Annotated in this window: 21 protein-coding genes; 13 read left to right on the plus strand and 8 right to left on the minus strand. The window is 40.9% G+C overall.

All coding sequences use genetic code 11. The features are described from left to right. The first annotated feature begins 6 nt into the window (after positions 1-6). A complete protein-coding gene (gene yddG, locus N0B29_RS08875; protein ID WP_263833364.1) occupies positions 7-912 on the plus strand; it encodes an aromatic amino acid exporter YddG in 906 nt (301 codons plus the stop codon). Here the strand turns inward: yddG and N0B29_RS08880 are convergent. Beyond that, positions 887-1,174: a Dabb family protein gene (locus N0B29_RS08880; RefSeq protein ID WP_263833365.1), complete on the minus strand. Its 288-nt coding sequence runs from the start codon at positions 1,172-1,174 to the stop codon at positions 887-889. The two genes, yddG and N0B29_RS08880, sit on opposite strands and share 26 nt — an antisense overlap. 132 nt (positions 1,175-1,306) lie before the next feature. On the opposite strand from N0B29_RS08880, the gene N0B29_RS08885 reads away from it, so the two are divergent. After that, on the plus strand, positions 1,307-2,437 hold the full coding sequence (locus N0B29_RS08885; protein ID WP_263833366.1) for a nitrous oxide reductase accessory protein NosL: 1,131 nt from the start codon (positions 1,307-1,309) through the stop codon (positions 2,435-2,437). 4 nt (positions 2,438-2,441) lie between these two features. On the opposite strand, the gene N0B29_RS08890 is transcribed toward N0B29_RS08885, so the two are convergent. From N0B29_RS08890 to N0B29_RS08915, 6 genes are all read right to left on the minus strand, one after another. Then, complete coding sequence (locus tag N0B29_RS08890; protein ID WP_263833367.1) at positions 2,442-3,611, minus strand: EAL domain-containing protein; 1,170 nt, start codon at positions 3,609-3,611, stop codon at positions 2,442-2,444. Next, positions 3,608-4,180, minus strand: coding sequence for a molybdenum cofactor guanylyltransferase (mobA, locus tag N0B29_RS08895; RefSeq protein WP_263833368.1), 573 nt, complete (start codon positions 4,178-4,180; stop codon positions 3,608-3,610). Before mobA ends, N0B29_RS08890 begins: the two co-directional genes overlap by 4 nt. After that, positions 4,180-5,445, minus strand: coding sequence for a 3-isopropylmalate dehydratase large subunit (gene leuC, locus N0B29_RS08900; protein WP_263833369.1), 1,266 nt, complete (start codon positions 5,443-5,445; stop codon positions 4,180-4,182). Before leuC ends, mobA begins: the two co-directional genes overlap by 1 nt. Before the next feature lie 159 nt (positions 5,446-5,604). Further along, positions 5,605-5,832 carry a YgaP family membrane protein gene (locus tag N0B29_RS08905; RefSeq protein ID WP_263833370.1) on the minus strand — a complete coding sequence of 76 codons (228 nt, stop codon included), beginning with the start codon at positions 5,830-5,832 and terminating at the stop codon, positions 5,605-5,607. A 77-nt stretch (positions 5,833-5,909) separates the two neighbouring features. Further along, entirely contained in the window at positions 5,910-6,524 is a 615-nt protein-coding gene (locus N0B29_RS08910; RefSeq protein WP_263833371.1) for a Crp/Fnr family transcriptional regulator, read from the minus strand. A gap of 90 nt (positions 6,525-6,614) precedes the next feature. Continuing rightward, on the minus strand, positions 6,615-7,016 hold the full coding sequence (locus tag N0B29_RS08915) for a gamma-glutamylcyclotransferase family protein (RefSeq protein WP_263833372.1): 402 nt from the start codon (positions 7,014-7,016) through the stop codon (positions 6,615-6,617). A gap of 248 nt (positions 7,017-7,264) precedes the next feature. Here N0B29_RS08915 and N0B29_RS08920 point away from each other — a divergent pair, with 248 nt between their 5' ends. From N0B29_RS08920 to N0B29_RS08970, 11 genes are all read left to right on the plus strand, one after another. After that, positions 7,265-8,896 carry a methyl-accepting chemotaxis protein gene (locus N0B29_RS08920; RefSeq protein ID WP_263833373.1) on the plus strand — a complete coding sequence of 544 codons (1,632 nt, stop codon included), beginning with the start codon at positions 7,265-7,267 and terminating at the stop codon, positions 8,894-8,896. Between the two features lie 133 nt (positions 8,897-9,029). After that, positions 9,030-9,482, plus strand: coding sequence for a GNAT family N-acetyltransferase (locus tag N0B29_RS08925; protein ID WP_263833374.1), 453 nt, complete (start codon positions 9,030-9,032; stop codon positions 9,480-9,482). Between the two features lie 2 nt (positions 9,483-9,484). Next, on the plus strand, positions 9,485-9,940 hold the full coding sequence (locus N0B29_RS08930; RefSeq protein ID WP_263833375.1) for a methylated-DNA--[protein]-cysteine S-methyltransferase: 456 nt from the start codon (positions 9,485-9,487) through the stop codon (positions 9,938-9,940). Then, the gene (locus tag N0B29_RS08935) at positions 9,937-11,082 is read left to right on the plus strand and encodes a glycerate kinase family protein (RefSeq protein WP_263833376.1); all 1,146 of its coding nucleotides are present in this window, start codon (positions 9,937-9,939) and stop codon (positions 11,080-11,082) included. The genes N0B29_RS08930 and N0B29_RS08935 overlap by 4 nt, the downstream gene beginning before the upstream one ends. 133 nt (positions 11,083-11,215) lie before the next feature. Further along, entirely contained in the window at positions 11,216-12,550 is a 1,335-nt protein-coding gene (locus tag N0B29_RS08940) for an NFACT RNA binding domain-containing protein (protein WP_263833377.1), read from the plus strand. A gap of 171 nt (positions 12,551-12,721) precedes the next feature. After that, the gene (locus N0B29_RS08945; protein ID WP_263833378.1) at positions 12,722-13,057 is read left to right on the plus strand and encodes a hypothetical protein; all 336 of its coding nucleotides are present in this window, start codon (positions 12,722-12,724) and stop codon (positions 13,055-13,057) included. Between the two features lie 59 nt (positions 13,058-13,116). Next, complete coding sequence (locus tag N0B29_RS08950) at positions 13,117-13,881, plus strand: phosphatidate cytidylyltransferase (protein WP_263833379.1); 765 nt, start codon at positions 13,117-13,119, stop codon at positions 13,879-13,881. Then, positions 13,882-14,952, plus strand: coding sequence for a 1-deoxy-D-xylulose-5-phosphate reductoisomerase (gene dxr / locus N0B29_RS08955; protein ID WP_263833380.1), 1,071 nt, complete (start codon positions 13,882-13,884; stop codon positions 14,950-14,952). 117 nt (positions 14,953-15,069) lie between these two features. Further along, positions 15,070-16,317, plus strand: a complete 1,248-nt coding sequence (locus tag N0B29_RS08960) for a uracil-xanthine permease family protein (protein ID WP_263833381.1) — start codon at positions 15,070-15,072, stop codon at positions 16,315-16,317. Positions 16,318-16,340: 23 nt separating this feature from the next. Continuing rightward, on the plus strand, positions 16,341-17,468 hold the full coding sequence (locus N0B29_RS08965) for a metallophosphoesterase (RefSeq protein ID WP_263833382.1): 1,128 nt from the start codon (positions 16,341-16,343) through the stop codon (positions 17,466-17,468). Then, positions 17,465-18,007, plus strand: a complete 543-nt coding sequence (locus N0B29_RS08970) for a hypothetical protein (RefSeq protein ID WP_263833383.1) — start codon at positions 17,465-17,467, stop codon at positions 18,005-18,007. The genes N0B29_RS08965 and N0B29_RS08970 overlap by 4 nt, the downstream gene beginning before the upstream one ends. Here N0B29_RS08970 and N0B29_RS08975 read toward each other — a convergent pair. Continuing rightward, a complete protein-coding gene (locus tag N0B29_RS08975; protein WP_263833384.1) occupies positions 17,986-18,615 on the minus strand; it encodes a class I SAM-dependent methyltransferase in 630 nt (209 codons plus the stop codon). The two genes, N0B29_RS08970 and N0B29_RS08975, sit on opposite strands and share 22 nt — an antisense overlap. Positions 18,616-18,652: the final 37 nt, after the last annotated feature.

Raw genomic sequence — 18,652 nt, forward strand, 5'->3', positions numbered from 1 at the left:
AAAAAAATGAATCGTGTACAAAAAGGAAACATTGCAGGTATTGTTGCTATTTTACTTTGGGCGACGTTAGCACTTTTTACCGTGTTTACCAACCGTATTCCTCCCTTTGAATTGACATTTATTGCCTTTAGCATTGCTTTTACCATAGGGCTTTTTTTGTGGATCAAAGAGGGGAAAGGCATTTTAATTCATCTTAAATTGCCATGGAAAGTCTGGCTTGTGGGTATTTATGGTCTCTTTGGCTACCATTTTTTTTACTTTTTAGCGCTTAAAAGCGCACCTGCTTTGGAAGCCAATCTTATTAATTACCTTTGGCCTTTACTGATTGTGCTTTTAAGTGCATTTTTGCCCAATGAAAAATTGCGCTGGTTTCATATCGTAGGAGCACTTTTAGGTTTTTTCGGCGCATTGGTTTTAATAGGGTTTGGTAAAGAGATTAGCTTCTCTTCTCAGTACACACAAGGTTACATGTACGCATTGTTATGCGCGTTTATTTGGAGTAGTTATTCTGTTCTTTCCCGCTATTTTGGAACGGTTCCTACACTCTGTGTGGGTGCTTTTTGTGGCGCAAGCGCGCTGCTTTCGCTTGTAGCGCATTTGGTGTTTGAACAGACGTATATTCCTGAGCCAGAAGAGTTTATTGCCGCTATTGGACTAGGGCTTGGACCTGTTGGTGTGGCATTTTTTGTGTGGGATTATGGCATGAAGCAAGGCGACATCAAATTTATCGGTTCACTCTCCTACGCAACGCCACTTCTTTCAACCTTGATGCTTGTTCTCTTTGGACGATCATCACCAAACAGTGCCATTTGGTTGGCATGTTCTCTGATCGTCCTAGGTTCCATCATCTCTTCACTTCCTTTTTTCAAAGGGTTATGGCTAAGGCTTAGTACTCGTAATCGACCACTTTAGAGACCGCACTTAGTGATTTGATAAAGTTAACCACTTCAACATGAATTGGATGCGTAGCGTATGTTTGTAAGTCCTCTTTCGTTTCAAAATCACTCACAAGAGCAACATCAAAGGCGCGCTCTTCGGGTGAAAAATTGATACCTACTTCAAGATGTTTAACTAAATCAAGCTTACCTTGCATACTCATAATGCGATCTTTCACCGCTTGCTTATTGGCTTCAGAATTATCAGGTAGTTTGAAAAATACAATATGTTTAACCATTTTTTCTCCTTCATTTTTGGACATTATAACAAATAAATATGCTAAAAAGATGATGGTGTTTCGTGTGACATTTAACACTAATTTAACACTTAGGGAATAAACTCAATAATATTTTCCAAAAAGGAGTAGGGTATGCAAAAAAGCCTATGGGCGTTGTTTTTCGCAATGGTTTTCGCATTGGGATTACACGCAGAAGAGTTCAATAAAATGGCAACAGGCGAGCCTGAGTTAATTCAAAAAGGTGATGAAAAAGCGTATTGCCCAGTATGCGGCATGAGTTTGAAAATGTTCTACAAAACATCGCACAGTGTTATCTTGAAAGATGGTACGGCAAAACAGTACTGTTCAATGCGCTGTCTTGCATCAGATTGGAAGTCTATTGAGTCTAGTGTCAAACAAATACTTGTTACCGAAGTTAAAAGTGAAAAACTGGTTGATGTCAAAAATGTCTTTTATGTGGTAGGCTCAAAAGTTCCTGGAACGATGAGTATGGTCAGTAAACTTGCTTTTGCTAATGAAGCCGATGCTAAGGCATTTGCATCAGAAAATGGTGGCGAAGTGATGAATTTTGATGCGGCGTTTGCCAAAGCAAAAGCCTCTTTGGCAGATGATGTGGATGAGTTTATTAAGAAAAAGCAAAAAGGCGCTTATCCGATGGGTGAGAAAATTTACAATGCAAAATGTCAAAAAGAGAAAATCCATTTGCATGATTTCAACACCATTGCAGAACTCAAAGTTAGCGTGAAAAAAACACAAGTGTGTGGAGAGGTGAATGAACAAGAGCTTCAAGCGGTTTCACTTTACTTGTGGGAAGTTTTACGTCTTGAATCGCACGATCATAAAACAACTATTCATGTTGAAAAAGATGAAAAATGCCCAGTATGCGGCATGTTTGCTTACAAATATCCTAAATGGGCAGTTCGTATGAATTATGTTGACAATGGCAAACAAATCAGTCATGCATTTGATGGCGTCAAAGATATGTTGAAGTTCTATCACAATCCTGCAAAATGGGGTAATTACACCAAACATAACGATGCAGATCTTACCATCTTAGTGAGTGATTATTATACGGGAGAGGCGATGGATGGTAAAAAAGCATTCTACGTCGTCGGTAGCGATGTCATGGGACCAATGGGGAAAGAGTTTGTTCCTTTTAAAACATTCAAAAGCGCACAAACGTTTATGAAAGACCATAAAGGCTTACAAGTTGTCGAATTTTCTAAAATCGATGAAGCTCTAATTGACGCGCAAGAGAAATAATCATTTACGCTAATGTGTGAGGTTGCTCGAAGATATAGCCCTGAAAAAGGTCAAAATCAAGCTCTCGAGCCGCCTCTACAATGGCTTTAGCGTTAAGTTGCGTTGCCACGGTTTGAATTTTTTTATGCCTGCATAACTTTAGAATCGTTTTACATGTAAGCAGTGTGGATGCGTCTAATGCAAGATTTCGAATAATGTCTCCACGTACTTTGACCACATCAATCAGGCCATCAGGAAAATAGGTGATGAGATTGATATTATCGACATTATCAAGTGCTATTAACATACCCTCTTTTTTAAGCTCACTCATGGCAGAGCTTAGTGATTCAAGCGGTGTGCTCTCTTCGTATTGAATTTCCAAAACAATATTTTTCCCCGCGAATGAACGTTTGAGAAAATCAACGCGTGCTTGGTTAATCAAGTCTTCTGAGGAAAGATTGAGCGCAAGGCGTAGCCCTTTTTGCGTAGACAAATCAGCAACACTCTTAACAATACTCTCAAATAACGGTTCATAAAGGTTGCGCTCTTTTGCAATTTTTAAAAAGAGTTTAGGCGATTGTAGTGTTTGATGATAGGCTAAACGAAGCAGTGCTTCTGCGTAGAATGGTTGTTCATTTCGATCAACAATAGTTTGAAAATGAAGAACAATTTGCCCGCTTTCAATCGCACTTTTCATCATTGCTTCGATGGCTTCTTCATTTTCGCTCATGAGGATATTGGCAAATTCGGAGTAGGTCACAAAAGGTTGGTTTTCCGCTTTTGCGACCAAAAGGGCTTTTTGCGCTTTCTCTAATGGTTCAAAATGGTCAAAGCTGATTCCAATGTGTACTTCCACATCAATGTTTTGATTTTGATAGGCATAACTTAGACGCTGAAGTGTGTCGCAAAGTGCACAGGTAATGCGTTCCATTTTTGAAAGTTCAAATGGGGTGTCAAGCAATAGGGCAAACTTATCGTCCTTAATGCGAAAAAGCTCCATTTCATGCGCTTTTGCAAAGCAGGTAAGCGTCATGGAAAAGGCACATAAGACAAAATTTCCACCTTCATCACCGTGTTCAAGGTTGATGTTTTTAAATTGTTTGATGTCCACTAAAAAGAGTTTTGGACTTTTACATGTAAGCAGTTTTTCTTCAAAAGCGTTATGTGAGTGGACTTTGGTGAGCGCATCAATCATAAAAGCTCCTGTGCTTTTTTATACTCTTCGGGATGATTAAGGTTTAAAAAAGGGGCATCATCTTCAAACGGAACATAGTGCGTGTTACTTTGTTGTAACATAAGACGTATTTTGTGCTCATTTCGTGAGAGTAGTTCGCGAATTTTCTCTGTAATGGAAGGTGCGTAAATCGCGCAGAGCTGATGTGAAGAGCAAGGTGAGGTTGCAACAACGGCATCGTGGTTCGCTAATTGCTGATAAAGTTTTTCAAAAATTTCGGGTGTAACAAAAGGAGTATCCACACTGAGGACGCATACAGGCGTTTGAAAGTGTTCCAAAATAGAGAGGAGGGCAACCAGAGGTGAATGCTCGACATAACTGGCATCATCTTCAATAAAAGAGGCATCAAAATCAAATTTGGTTCGGCTTTTTGTGCTTACATGTAAACTGGAAAAGTAAGGTTTGAGTCTGTGTAGTTGAAATTCAGTCAGTGTTTTAAAATCGCCAAAGGGAAGCAATGCTTTGTCGCTTCCCATGCGTGAACTTTTTCCCCCTGCGATGATAACCAAAGGCAGTGGAATGAAAAGCATTAGAGTGTTCTAGGATCGGTTATTTTGCCCATTACCGCACTGGCCGCTGCCACAGCAGAGTTGGCAAGGTAGATTTCGCTCGTACGTGCTCCCATGCGTCCTACAAAGTTACGATTGGTTGTGGAAACGCAACGTTCACCTTCGCCCAAAATGCCCATATAGCCACCTAAACAAGCACCACAGGTTGGGTTACTAAAGACAGCTCCTGCTTCAACAAAGATGTCAACAAGACCCTCTTTTTGTGCTTGCAAGGAGATTTTTTGTGTTGCTGGAGTGATGATAAGGCGTGTTTTGCGTGCCACTTTGCGACCCTTTAAGATGCTTGCCGCGATGCGTAGATCTTCCAATCGGCCGTTAGTACAACTGCCGATAAAGACTTGATCGATGCTCAAATCATCTTTGACAGCTTGATTGATCGATTTGCCATTCGATGGTAAAAACGGATAGGCAATCACAGGATCAAGGTTTGCGACATCGATGTGAAGCACTTGCATATAAGTAGCATCATCGTCTGAGTAGAAGAATTTTGGCTCACGTGCAAGATTTTTGTCTTTTAAAAATGCTTTGGTTGTTTCATCGACAGCCACAATACCGCTTTTAGCACCCGCTTCAATCGCCATATTGCAAAGAGAGAAACGATCATCCATGCTAAGATGTGCAATGGTGTCACCTGTAAATTCAAGCGTGCGGTACAATGCACCGTCCACACCTAAAATACGAATCACCTCAAGGATAAGATCTTTTCCATAAACATGTTGTTTTGGCTTTCCACTAAAGACGACTTTGATGGATTCTGGGACTTTAAACCAGTTCTCACCCGTAATCATCGCAAACGCAAGGTCGGTTGATCCCATACCCGTAGCAAAAGCGCCTAAAGCTCCATGCGTACAGGTGTGTGAGTCTGCGCCGATGATGACATCGCCTGGAACCACAAGTCCTTTTTCAGGTAAAAGCGCGTGCTCAATGCCCATGTCTTTTTCATCAAAATAGTGTTTGAGGTCATGTTTGTAAGCAAATTCACGGCTGATTTTTGCTTGGTTTGCACTGGCAATATCTTTGGCGGGGATGTAGTGATCCATAACGATACTAAAACCATCGGGATTGGCAAGCTTAGTCGCGCCACTCTCTTCAAACGCTCTGATCGAGATAGGTGTGGTAATGTCGTTGCCGATAACCATATCGATTTTACTTTTAATAATCTCGCCCGCTTTTACTGCGTGACCCACGTGGTCGCTAAAAATCTTTTCAGTGATGGTTTGTCCCATGGTATGCCTTTTGTTTACATGTAAAATATGCGTATTTTAGCAAAAAAAGGTTTAAGAAAAAAAAAGAGGGAAAAGAGTTGCCATTCTTGACAACTCTTGTGAATAAGCTTTTTGTAAAGTTACAAAAATTTCTACTCTCTAGATGGCGTTATAAAACAGTTATCGACCGCAGCCACAACCACCACTGCCGCATGAATCACTGTTATCATTTTTAGAGGTGTCGATGGAGAATGGAAGATACGCTGGGCAAAAGCGAATAAGCGCTGTTCCTAATAAAACGATACCGATTAAGCCAAACCAACTGTTAAAAATGACTCCTAAAATAATGACGGCAATACCTGCAATCGCGCGAATCATTCTGTCTGTTTTTCCTACATTGCACTTCATTGTAAACTCCTTATTTTGATTTTGGTTATTATAAAACAAAAAAGCTTTATTTGTCAGTAACATACGTTACAAAAGTGTTACAAAATTTCAATCTCTTTACGATGTAGGCGAATGAGGTTTTGTTTTTCAAGGTCTTTAAGTACACGACTAATCACAACACGCGATGTTCCGAGCGCCTCTGCTATCTCCTCATGCGTTACTTGCACAATGTTGGAATGGTGTGAACCTAACCACTCCAAGATACGACTATCGAGTTTTTTAAATTTTATGTCTTGAATCAGTGTGGCAAGTGCATCGAGTTTAATTGTAAAAAGTGAAAAAACATAGTTGAGGTATGTGGGAGAACGGTGCATGAGGTGTTTGACAACCTCTTCATTAATGAGCCAGCCCTCTACATCGCTAAGACTTTGTGCTGTGCCAATGGCAGGTGTTTGCGAGATGGTGCTTGACGTGTTGATGACGCATTGCTCGCCCTCTTTGAGCGCATACAAAGGGATTTTTTTATCGTTTTCACCATACATATAAAGCTCTATCTCGCCTTTGCCTAAAAGCAAGATATCTTTACAAATGTCTTCTTGGTAAAAAAGGATGGTATTTTTGGGGATTGAAACGCGTTTCGCGTGTTGCGAAAGGTATTCAAACTCTTCATTACTTAAGGCTTTGGCAAATTCAAAATTGTTTAAACTCAGCATTATTTACCTTTACATGTAAGAATGCTTTATTGTACAAAATATTTACCAAAAACTCTTTACGAAAGCGTTGTTAATGCTACATATTCAGGTTTAAGCAAAGCCTTTATAGTTTGCCAAAAAGCGTTTGATGCCTTCCGTTGAAAAAAGGGCTTCACTCCAAGGTTTTGGATCTATAATGTCAAAGTGTTTTTCTTTTAAAACGTACACACATGCCATAATCGGTTCATTTTTAACCAGAAGCTCCACCTCTTTACGCTCGTAATACTCGCCTTCAAAAGTATCAAGAATGACCATATCTTCTTCGTTTATATCATAATAAACGACTCCTTCAACAAGCTCATCGGCTTGGAAGATGACAGGGTAAACATCTTCTTTGACAGAACGTCTCGCATAGCCAGACAAGGTTGCTTTTTGCGAAAGATAATTTCCTTTGACCAGTCTATTCCAGACGTCTTCAAACATTAGTGATCCATACGTAAAGAGGTGTGTCATGTGCCTGCTCCTTGATGAAAATAATACCATGCTTTTTAATCATTTTAGTGGTCAAAAACTGTGCAAATTGAGTGTGAAAAACAAAACAAAAAACTGCATGATTTATATAAAAAAAGCGTAAAGTCATGTCAAAGTCACATTAAAATATAAAAAAGTGACTATTTTATGTCTTTCGTTTTAATATAATTAACATTTAGTTATATAAATTAACTGGTGATTTTAATAAATATTATTAAGCGAGGGAATATATGACAATTAAATCGAAACTTATGCTTCTTGGGGTTTGTGTTTTTTTAGCGTTGATGACGGTATCGGTTGTTTCGTATGTGAGTATAGAAGCCACAAAGATAAAAGGGGAAAAATATAATGATATTATCCTTTCCAAAGATTTGATAGCTGATATTCTTCCTCCTCCTGAGTATATCATTGAAAGCAGACTTGTAGCGTACATGATGCTTGAGGCTAAGGATGAAAAAGTTTTAAATGAACTTATCACCAAAATGGATTCTCTTAAAAAAGACTATATGGAGCGACAAACATATTGGGATGAAAATCTCAAAGATGCTGGGATGCGAAAATCTATTTTGGAAGAGACCAAAAAACCAGCACTTGAATTTTTCGACATCATAGATAAAGAGTATATTCCAGCCCTAAAGGCACACAATCGCGAAAAAGCACAAGAGCTTTCCAGCGGCATATTAAGCAATAAATATGAAGCACATAGGGACATGGTTGATAAACTTGTAGAAATGGCAAATAAGAAAGCTTCGCAAGATGAAGAAGATGCGACTACAATATTGCAAAAAAGCAGTACCACAATGATTTTTACGGTTCTTTTTGCGCTTGCAGTTATTTTAGTGATACTCTTTCTGACCATCAAAGCGATTACGTCAAAGCTTACAATGATTAATGAAGCCGTTGTTGAACTTGTAAAAGGTGATGGCGATTTGACCAAAAAACTTGAACTTAAAGGGCGCGATGAAATCGTAGATGTCGCAACCTTGCTCAATACCTTTGTTGAAAAAATAAGAGTCACGGTAGCTGAGGCTAAAAGCCTTACCATTGAAAATGCAACCGCATCAGAAGAACTTATTGCAACGGCTAAAGCCATTGAAACAAGGGTATATGGCGAATCAACAATGCTTCAAGAAGCGGTTCAAAAAGTTGAACCTATCAGACAATCTACTGTCAATAGTTCCAATACGCTGAATGAAAGTAAAGCAGAAATTATCAAAGCGTCACAAAAGCTTAGTGAAACAAGAGTATCGACGATGGATATTATGGAAAGAATTAGAGAGAATTCTCAAAGTGAACTTGAGCTATCTGACAAACTTCTTCACCTTGTCGAAGATACACAACAAGTCAAAAATGTGCTTGGCGTTATATCTGATATTGCCGATCAAACCAATCTCTTAGCCCTTAATGCTGCGATAGAAGCGGCACGCGCAGGAGAACATGGAAGAGGGTTTGCAGTCGTTGCTGATGAAGTGAGAAAATTAGCAGAGAGAACCCAAAAATCGTTAGTTGAAACCAATGCAACGATCAATGTTATTACACAATCCATCAGTGATTTGAGTGAAACCATGCAACGAGATATCGAAAAAGTTAAAAGCGTTATGGAAACTTCATCCGACATTGAAACAGCACTTACTGATGTTGCAAATTCCATTCATAAAATTACCGAAGTGGCAGAGGAGAGTGCTCAACAAGCCGATGATACCTCTTTGCAAATCAAAGAGATTGCCTCTAATCTTGAAAATGTCGGTGCCTCTTCTTTAAATAATTCACAAAGTACCAAAGAGATGATGCTAGCCATTGATCATCTTAATATCATGACCGAGCAACTCTCTTATAAAATGGATGGGTTTAAAGTCTCCTAAGTTTTTACAGTTTGCCAAAATGAAATCGATACGTTTTGGCAAACATCTTCATGCTCTAAAATGGCTCATTGACTGTGTTGAAATTGCATCAAAAAGAGTATAATTAATAAAATCATTGCAAGAGATCCCCCAAATGTTTACATGTAAAACAACGAACAGCCATAAAGATTTTTGTGCCTTAACCCGTGCTTTGGATGCAGAACTCAATACTCGCTATGGAAAAGAGCAAGCGTTGTATGACAAGCACAATGTGATTGATCCCATTGAAACGGTTTTGGTTGGTTATGAAGAAGATGTTCCTATGGCGTGTGGATGCTTTAAAAAAATCGATGACAAAACGGTTGAGATCAAACGGATGTTTGTGGCATCAAACTATCGTAGACGTGGTTTTTCATCACAGTTGCTTATGGCGTTAGAATCATGGGCGGTGGAGTGCGGTTTTTCACAAGCTCGATTAGAAACGGGTAAAGGTCAACCCGAAGCGATTGCCCTTTATCAAAAAATGGGTTATGAAGTCATTTCTAATTACCCGCCTTACGTGGGAATGGAAAACAGCGTTTGCATGTCTAAAACACTAAGGAGTTAACAATGGTACAATGCACTTTTTCTTCTCCTGTGGGAATGTTGTTGATAAGTGCTGATGAGCGCGGGATTTGTGCTTTGGATTTTGACGATAATGGCGAAATTCTTAAAGGCACAAACTCGCATATCGAGCTTCTTAAAAAAGAGCTGGAAGCCTATTTTTCGGGTAAACTCAAAACGTTTAGTGTGCCGTTACATCCTAAAGGCACCTTTTTTCAGCAGAGTGTGTGGAATGTGCTTCAAAGTATTCCTTATGGGGAAACCATCTCCTACAGTCGCGAGGCAGAATGGCTTAAACACCCCAAAGCCACGCGTGCTGTTGCCAATGCCAATGGTAAAAATAAGATCGCTATTATCATCCCATGCCATCGCGTGATTGCGAAAGATGGTGGGATCGGTGGTTATAGTGGAGGACTGTGGCGCAAAGAGTATCTCCTCGCACTTGAGGCAAAATACCGATGAAAATCGTTCTCGCCATCGACTCCTTTAAAGGGTGTGCGAGCTCGCAAGAACTCTCATCGTGGATCGGTGGCGCGATTGGCGACGTGTACCCAACAGCAGAAATCGTAGCGTGTTACATCGCCGATGGCGGCGAGGGAATGCTTGATGCCATTATGCAAAATGTCAAAGGGAACATTGTTACATGTAACGTGCATGACCCTTTAATGAATCCACTGAGTGCACAGTATGGCATATTAGAAGATGGCACAACGGCTGTTATTGAGATGGCGCAAGCTTCTGGGCTTCCGCTTGTTCCCAAAGAGAAACGCAATCCGCTTTTAACGACAACGTTTGGTGTGGGCGAGATGGTTAAGGATGCGATTTTAAAAGGGTGTCGTAAGTTTGTTGTCGGCATTGGTGGCAGTGCGACCAATGATGCAGGGCTTGGCATGATGCAAGCTTTGGGGTATCGTTTTTTGGATAGCAATGGCGAAGTGTTAGGGCACGGTGGCGAAATTTTAGAGAAAATTCATACGATTGATGAAAGTCGTGTGTTACCAGAGCTGAAAGCATGCGAGTTTGTGGTGGCGTGCGATGTTGACAATGTCATGTTCGGAGCGCACGGTTCAGCGCAGATTTACGCAGGGCAAAAGGGTGCGGATGAGGTGATGATAAAACGCCTTGATGCAGGCATGGAACACTTCACCAAAGTGCTTAAAAACCGCCTTGGCAAAGATGTTGCCATGAATGCAGGTTCTGGTGCAGCGGGTGGCATGGGTGGCGGTATGCAAGCCTTTTTGGATGCCAAACTTCGTTCAGGCATTGAAATTATTTTAGATCAGATCGGATTTGATACACACCTCAAAGATGCAACGCTCGTGATTACGGGAGAAGGGCGCATTGATAAGCAGTCGTTGATGGGTAAAGTACTCAGCGGTGTCTCAAAACGAGCTCAAAATGCGGGTGTTCCACTCATTGCTTTAGGCGGTGGTATTGCCGATGAATTGGAAGAGCATGAAGGCGTGGATGCACTTTTTTCCATTATGCGTTATCCCATGAGTTTGGAAGAGGCGATGGAAAAAAACAGAGCTGAAAAACTGGTCAGACAGAGTACGAAAGAGATATTTAGACTTATAAAATTAATAAAAAATTCTGCCTCGTAAGAGGCGAAAGCACCATAGGTGCGTGGGCATTCTGCCGAAGAAAACCTAGTGTTAACGTAGTTTTTAAAGCTTTGCTTTAAAAGCGTGTCAAGAGTTCTGTAAAGAACTCCAACTAATAATGAAAAAGAGATATATGAAACACAGTGAACTTGTTTGTATTAATGACTATTTAAAGCAATACCGTAAAATTTCCTCGATTTACCGTGTGGATGACAGTGTTTTGCGCATTATTTTTGAAGCGGGAGAGCCGCTGTTTGTTGACCTTGGGCGTGGGGATTCGTATATGTTTTTTAAAGAGGATTTCAAACAAGCCAAGCGTTACACCGCACCTTTTGATGTTCTGCTTGCCAAGCGTTTTGCCAATGCGAAGATTGAGTCGATGGAAGTGGAAGAGGGGAATCGTATTTGGCGCATAGGTGTGCTGGCGAGTTCAAGTTACAAAGCGATGCGCACGACCTTGCAGTTGGAGTTTACGGGGCGCAATACCAATGCGATCATTTTAGATGAAAACGAGGTTGTTTTAGAGGCGATGCGGCATATTGACTCCAGTGTCTCTTTTCGCAGTGTCAAGGTCAATGAAGTCTTGGAAAAATTACCACCCAAAGAGCTTAAAGAGAAGCCTTTTGTGCTGGGGGGAAGTATTGAAGAGTACCTAAAAGCGTCGTATGAAAAACGTTTACATGTAAAGCTTGAAGAGATCAAAAAACAGAAAATTGCGCAAGTAGAAAAAAAGATCACGAAGCTTACCCAAGCGATTGATGCACTCGAAAATGAAGAAGAGTTGATGGTGAAAAGTGACGAGGCTCAAAAAGAGGCAACCTTAGTTTTGGCACATTTGCACACCAATGTGATGAAAGGGTATCAAGAGAGCGTGACGCTTCTTGATTTTGAAGGCAACGAAGTGACGATTCATCTGCCACAAGCCCAAAGTCCTCAAATGGCAGCGAATATGCTCTTTAAAAAGTCGAAGAAACTACGCCAAAAAGCACTCTCTGTGCATCGTCAAAAAGAAAACTTGGAAGAAAAACGACTCTTTTTGGAGCGGATGGTCGGTGTCATTAACGCGGCACACGATCCTGAAGAGATACACATTTTAGTGCCAAAGCAGCGCAAATCAAAGCAAAAAGGCGATGAAAGCAATCTTTATGAGACCTTTTTATTAGAGGGTTATCGTATTTTGCTGGGTAAAAATGAAAAAGGCAACATTGCCCTCTTGCAAGAGGCGAAAAAGAACGATATATGGTTACATGTAAAAGATATGCCCTCTTCGCATGTGATTATTTGCACTGAAAAACAGAACGTTCCTGAAGCGGTACTTATATTTGCCGCAAAATTGTGTGTGGAATTTAGCATGTCTCAAAAAGGCGGCTATTTGGTCGATTATACCAAACGCAAAAACGTGAAGCCCTTTGATGGAGCGAATGTTGCTTATGAAGAGTATCAAACGCTTAAAATTTATAAAGAGTAAAATTCTGGCTTATCGAGTCAAGCTTTTCAGAGAAACATCGAACTTTCAGTTCTTGTTTTGCGCCTAGTGCAACGTAGCTTCTTAGGCAAAGCCTAAAAAGCGTATAAAAATGAGGAGTAGAGAGTTTGCTGCTTTTTGCAGCCGTCCCAATAGTTCAAAAAGGAGGTAAAAATGCCTGTAGGACCGATTGGAAATGTGATTTATGCCAACCAGATGATACCCGTGCAAGCGGCAAAACAGATGGACTACCTCAATAGTGTTCAGATGCAAAGCGCCATAGCTGAAGCGATGCAAAATGAAAAAGAAGAAGTTGTTGAAGATGTCAGACCCGCAGAAGAGAGCTATAAAATAGACCCTGAACACGAGCACGAACGCAAAAAACACGATGAAGAGAGTGGTGCTACCGAAGAGCAGATGAGACAAAAAGAAGAGCATGCGGAGCATTCTACGTCTAAAGATGAGGAAGAGTCTGTGATACATGAAGGGCATTTGGACGTTAAAGCTTAGCCTCACCTTGACTTTGCTATGATTACTTCTTACAAGATAACATCATAAAAGAGTTTTCCATGAACTTTAAAGCACTTTACGAATCAAACAAACAACGCGTTTTTACAGGGCTGGTCATGATGGCATTTGCCGCCATTGTCGCATTTTTGAACAACAATTTGATTACATGGCTCATAATGGGCGCTATGTATCTGTTTGCTTTTTATGAGGCAATGAACCTCTTTGAAGTCAAAGATAACAAACTGTATGTTTTTGCTGTTTTGTTGTGGCTTGCTGCATTTATTTATCCAAATCCTGACGATCTTATTTACCTTGCACTCATTGTCTCTTTGTCCGTGATGGCGTATACGAAACAGGTCGATTATAAGCTTCTAGCACCATTCTTTTATCCTTCCATTTCGATGTTGTTCATTTATGCGCTGTACCATGATTTTGGTATGTCTGTTCTCATTTGGCTTGTTATCATAGTGGCGTTCACCGATACAGGCGCATATTTTGTTGGTAAAAGTATTGGTAAAACACCTTTTTCTCCAACCTCGCCCAATAAAACACTTGAAGGTGTTGTCGGTGGTGTGCTCATCGCTACCGTAGCGGGCGCTCTTTATGGAACATTTTTTATCTCATTATGGCTTTCAGCATTGATCGCACTTTTGACATCAGTTGCCTCTGTCTTTGGTGATCTTTTTGAGAGTTATCTCAAACGCGAAGCCGGTGTGAAAGACAGTGGTAACCTTTTTCCAGGGCATGGAGGCATGTTAGACAGACTCGATGGCTACCTTTTTGGCGTTGTGGTCATGGTCATTTTGCTTCGGGGACTTGCGTAAGTGGTACTTCTTGGCTCAACAGGTTCCATCGGCGTTAATGCGCTTATCATCGCCAAGCGCTTTGGTATTATGGTTGAGGCTTTGGTTGCGGGTAAAAATATTGATCTTTTAAATGAACAAATCAAAGAGCATCAGCCAAAATACGTTGCGATCAGCGATGCCAAAGATCGCGCTTTAGTCAATCATAAAAATGTCTTTGTCGGACGAGAGGGCATTTTAGAACTACTCCAAAAAACACAAAGTTTTTTAGTGGTCAATGCTTTGGTTGGTTTTGTAGGACTTGCTCCTAGCATTGAAGCATTGAGACTTGGAAAACGCCTTGCTCTTGCCAATAAAGAATCCCTTGTCGTTGCGGGGCATCTGCTTGACACTGAACGTATTACGCCTATTGACAGTGAACACTTTGGGCTTTGGTATCTTATGGGCAATCGTCCTATTCGAAGTATGACGATTACGGCAAGCGGTGGAGCTTTTCGCGATACGCCACTGGAGCAACTCTCAACAATGTCATTTCAAGATGCACTCAAACATCCGAATTGGAGCATGGGTGCCAAAATTACCATCGATAGTGCGACGATGACCAATAAACTTTTTGAGCTTTTAGAAGCCAAATGGCTTTTTGGAGTTGATAAACTGGATGCCATTATTGAGCCAAAGTCGATTATTCACGCCTTTGTTGATTTCCAAGATGGCAGTACCACCGCGCATTTGGCGGTTGCTGATATGAAACTTCCTATTGCTTTTGCACTTCTGGGTGAAGTTGAAGAGCCCATACTCCCCTCTATTGATTTAGCTTCCATTGGTTCTTTCTCGTTCCAAAAGATTGATGCTGCACGTTATCCGATTTGGGAGATTAAAGAGGATGTGCTCTCTCATCCAACACGTGGTGTGGTCATCAATGCTGCGAATGAAGTGGGCATTGCTAAATTTTTCAATCAAGAGATCAATATATTAGAGTTAGCAGCGTTGACCAAAAGAGCGTATCGTCATTTTGAAGATGCAACACCTAAAAGTTTAGATGAGGTCTTTGAAATTGACAAAGAAGTGAGACACTATTGTTTATCTTCTTAGATTTACATGTAAAGTGTTTCGAAAAAGTTTCTGCCTCGAATGAGGCAAGCTTTAGTGTATAGCGTAGCTTCTTGAGCTTTGCCTAAGAAGCGTATAAAAATAAAAAGTGAGGTATAAATGTTACATAAAACAGACTACAACTTTAGGCTGAAGGACAGCATTATTGGGTTGCAGTTCTTATTTGTTGCTTTTGGAGCATTGGTTTTAGTACCAATTCTTACAGGGCTTGACCCCAATGTTGCGCTTTTCACAGCGGGACTTGGCACACTTCTGTTTCAGCTTACCACGCGTGAGCAGATTCCTCCGATTTTCTTGGCGTCTTCGTTTTCATTTATTGCGCCGATTATTTACGGGCTTAAAACATGGGGCTTGGCGGGCACACTTTGCGGTCTTGCCGCAGCGGGATTATTCTACTTTTTTCTCAGCGTTGTTGTGCGCCTTAAAGGTTCGGACTTTTTACACAAACTCTTTCCTGCGGTGGTTGTAGGTCCTGTTATTATGACAATTGGTCTTATTCTTTCTCCCGTTGCTGTCAATATGGCGATGGGTAAAACAGGCGATGGAGCGATTGTTTTAGTACCACTTCATCAAGCGATGATGGTCTCTATGTCGGCACTTATCGTCACGCTTTTGGTAGCACTTTTGGGTAAAGGTGTGCTTCGATTATTGCCGATTTTATGTGGCATTATCGCTGGGTACACTGTCTCTTTAGTGTTAGGGATCGTTAGTTTTGACTCGGTAGCAAAAGCAGCATGGTTTGCAATGCCAAATTTTGTTTTCCCTGAGTGGAATTTGGAAGCGATTATCTACATTTTGCCGATAGCGATAGCCCCTGCGGTTGAGCATGTGGGTGGTATTTTAACCATCAGCAATGTGACAAAGACGGATTATTTGAAAAAGCCAGGTTTAAAAACCACACTTTTAGGCGATGCGATTGCAACAACGGCAGCATCGATGCTTGGCGGGCCTCCAAATACAACGTATTCAGAAGTGACAGGTGCTGTGACGATTACCAAAGCGTACAATCCTGCCATTATGACATGGGCGGCAATTTTTGCGATTGTCTTAGCGTTTGTTGGTAAACTTGGCGGTCTGCTTGCAACCATTCCTGTTCCTGTTATGGGCGGTATTTTACTGCTTCTTTTTGGCATTATCGCTTCGATTGGTTTAGGAACGATGGTAAGAGAGCGAGTCGATATGAACGATCCTCGCAATATGATCATCGTCTCCATGATTTTGGTTTTAGCCATTGGCGGTATGGTGGTTGATATGGGTGGCGTTGCGTTTAGTGGTATTGGTTTAGGTGCCATTGTGGGTATTGTGCTCAATCTTGTCTTGCCAAAAGGGCATCATATTAGTGAGTAGTCAAGTAAGGAAAAAAATAGAGTATGTTTCGCCTCTCCTTTGCATTTGCCGCGATAGCGGTATTATCGCTTATTAATTTTTACAGCTATAAGCGTTTTTTAAAGCGCTTAGATCTGCTCTTCAAGATTCAAGTCGTAGTGAAATGGGTGATGATTGCCATCACCCTTTGTGAGATTTTATACTTTTTTGTTCTTCGTTTAGACAATCTTGATCCGCTTCTTTATGCCCTTTTTTCCGCAATGATTGGCGTTTCCTTTATGCTTTTCTGTGTCGCGATCATTTATGATTTAATGCATATCCCTTATGCGAAAATCCCGCACGACTACTCAAGACGTCTGTTTGTGAAAATGGTTTTTGATGTAACCATGCTTATTTTAGCGCTCTCTTACATCACCAAAGGCTTTTTAAATGGCATGAAAGCGCCGATAATTAAAGAGCTAGATGTGTATATCGCAGGGTTACACGAAGAGCTAACCATCGTGCAGATTACGGACTTGCACATTGGAAAAACACTTGGAAAATCGTTTGTGGATGATGTCGTAAAGCAAATCAATGCCCTTGATGCGGACATCGTTGTGATTACCGGCGACTTGGTCGATATGCCCGTAGAGCAAATCGGCGATAAACTGGATGCTTTGCGCGATATACAGAGCCGTTTAGGTGTCTACTTTGTACCTGGCAACCATGAGTATTTTTACGGAGTACATAAGATCATGGAGTTTGTTGAATTCCTTGGCGTGAATGTTCTCTCAAACCGCTCTATAGTCATTAACAATACGCTTAATCTTGCGGGTGTCTCTGATATGATGGGTAAGCGTTTTGATTTTCTGCCGCCTGATTTGAAAAATGCGCTTAACCATGTAAACCCAAAACTGCCGACCATTTTACTCTCGCATCAGCCTAAAATCGTTACGGAAATGAAAGATGAAAAAATCGATCTCATATTAAGCGGTCACACGCATGGTGGACAGATTTTTCCTTTTGGGCTTTTAGTGTTACTTGATCAGCCCTATCTTAGCGGGCTGTACCAGCACTCAGCACAAACTCAAGTCTTTGTCAGCAATGGGGCAGGCTATTGGGGACCGTCCGTGCGCATTATGGCACCAAGCGAAATCGTGAAAATCAATCTTAAAACGAAAGTCAACGTATGAAACGGTTTTTAGCACTTCTTTGTTTTACTCTTCTTGTGAGCGGTTGTAGCGTGAAGCAAGAAGCTTTACATGTAACCCCTGATAAAGTTCAACAACTGACATCTGAGTTAACTCATTTAGGGCACGACATAGACTACCAAGAAGCGCGCATGTTGGCGTATGAAGCACTCTTATACCCACAAATTTTAGTGGAGCGTTATGGATTGGTCTATCCACCAACGTTTCATAATTTTTTGATTAATACGGGAATTAAGGAGCGAGGGCTTTGTTATCAGTGGAGTGAAGATATGATCACGCATCTTAAAAGCCTCAAATACCAAAGCTTTGATCTGCGTTGGGGTGTGGCGAATAAGGGCGAGTTTGATGAACACAATTCTGTTGTCGTTGTTGCCAAAGGAGCACCTTTTTGGACGGGTGTATTAATTGATCCGTGGCGTCATTCTGGGGAGCTGTACTGGGCAAAATTGGGAGATGATCCTGACTACAAATGGGTGGAAAATCTTGAACGAAGCCGCTACTATGGGACGATTGGCGAGTGATCTTGCGCTAATTTTTGTAAGATGATGCGAATCACACTTGCGCGTCCAACGTGTTTATCGCCTTCACTTAGAACAACGACCTCTTGTGCCAGTTTATGAATTTTACAAGGAAGCGATTTGACGATGTCTAAAATGTCGTTAAGATCATACAGTAAGGCAATATTTTTAGGTCCACCACTCTCAAAGTGTACTTGACTCTCACTAAAAAGCTCGGCAATAAAATAGCCATTAGGATTGAGCGCTTCAATCGATTTTTCAAAAAGCATTTTTTGATTTTGTTTCGGTAGATGAAGATAGGTGCAAATCACCGCATCATAAAGTTGCTCAGGCTTCCAGTACTCCAAGAGCGTATGGCGTGTTTTAATAAAAACATAACTCTCTTTCGCGCGTCTTCGAAGCTTTAAAAGTGCCACATCGGAAGCATCAAGTGCTTCGACAACAAGCCCTTTGTCGGCTAAATAGATCGCATTGCGACCTTCACCCTCGCCTAAACACATCACATTTTTTGCTTGCAGTAAAAGCTCTATATTTTCTTTGATGAAATTATTAGGCGCTTCCCCGTAGATGAGATTTTTTGTTTGAAATTTTTCATTCCAAAATTCTTGCATCACGCACCTTTTCATTTTTCATTTTTTAATTGTAACA

Origin of the sequence: Sulfurospirillum oryzae (assembly GCF_025770725.1) — a bacterium.
Taxonomy (GTDB): Bacteria; Campylobacterota; Campylobacteria; order Campylobacterales; family Sulfurospirillaceae; genus Sulfurospirillum; species Sulfurospirillum oryzae.

Coding starts and splice junctions, on each gene's coding strand:
- N0B29_RS08965 (WP_263833382.1), top strand. CDS start 16,341: ATGTTTCGCCTCTCCTTTGCATTTGCCGCGATAGCGGTATTATCGCTT.
- N0B29_RS08925 (WP_263833374.1), top strand. CDS start 9,030: ATGTTTACATGTAAAACAACGAACAGCCATAAAGATTTTTGTGCCTTA.
- N0B29_RS08960 (WP_263833381.1), top strand. CDS start 15,070: ATGTTACATAAAACAGACTACAACTTTAGGCTGAAGGACAGCATTATT.
- N0B29_RS08890 (WP_263833367.1), bottom strand. CDS start 3,611: ATGATTGATGCGCTCACCAAAGTCCACTCACATAACGCTTTTGAAGAA.
- N0B29_RS08970 (WP_263833383.1), top strand. CDS start 17,465: ATGAAACGGTTTTTAGCACTTCTTTGTTTTACTCTTCTTGTGAGCGGT.
- N0B29_RS08930 (WP_263833375.1), top strand. CDS start 9,485: ATGGTACAATGCACTTTTTCTTCTCCTGTGGGAATGTTGTTGATAAGT.
- N0B29_RS08880 (WP_263833365.1), bottom strand. CDS start 1,174: ATGGTTAAACATATTGTATTTTTCAAACTACCTGATAATTCTGAAGCC.
- N0B29_RS08935 (WP_263833376.1), top strand. CDS start 9,937: ATGAAAATCGTTCTCGCCATCGACTCCTTTAAAGGGTGTGCGAGCTCG.
- N0B29_RS08940 (WP_263833377.1), top strand. CDS start 11,216: ATGAAACACAGTGAACTTGTTTGTATTAATGACTATTTAAAGCAATAC.
- yddG (WP_263833364.1), top strand. CDS start 7: ATGAATCGTGTACAAAAAGGAAACATTGCAGGTATTGTTGCTATTTTA.
- N0B29_RS08885 (WP_263833366.1), top strand. CDS start 1,307: ATGCAAAAAAGCCTATGGGCGTTGTTTTTCGCAATGGTTTTCGCATTG.
- N0B29_RS08905 (WP_263833370.1), bottom strand. CDS start 5,832: ATGAAGTGCAATGTAGGAAAAACAGACAGAATGATTCGCGCGATTGCA.
- N0B29_RS08910 (WP_263833371.1), bottom strand. CDS start 6,524: ATGCTGAGTTTAAACAATTTTGAATTTGCCAAAGCCTTAAGTAATGAA.
- N0B29_RS08950 (WP_263833379.1), top strand. CDS start 13,117: ATGAACTTTAAAGCACTTTACGAATCAAACAAACAACGCGTTTTTACA.
- mobA (WP_263833368.1), bottom strand. CDS start 4,180: ATGCTTTTCATTCCACTGCCTTTGGTTATCATCGCAGGGGGAAAAAGT.
- leuC (WP_263833369.1), bottom strand. CDS start 5,445: ATGGGACAAACCATCACTGAAAAGATTTTTAGCGACCACGTGGGTCAC.
- N0B29_RS08915 (WP_263833372.1), bottom strand. CDS start 7,016: ATGACACACCTCTTTACGTATGGATCACTAATGTTTGAAGACGTCTGG.
- N0B29_RS08920 (WP_263833373.1), top strand. CDS start 7,265: ATGACAATTAAATCGAAACTTATGCTTCTTGGGGTTTGTGTTTTTTTA.
- N0B29_RS08945 (WP_263833378.1), top strand. CDS start 12,722: ATGCCTGTAGGACCGATTGGAAATGTGATTTATGCCAACCAGATGATA.
- N0B29_RS08975 (WP_263833384.1), bottom strand. CDS start 18,615: ATGCAAGAATTTTGGAATGAAAAATTTCAAACAAAAAATCTCATCTAC.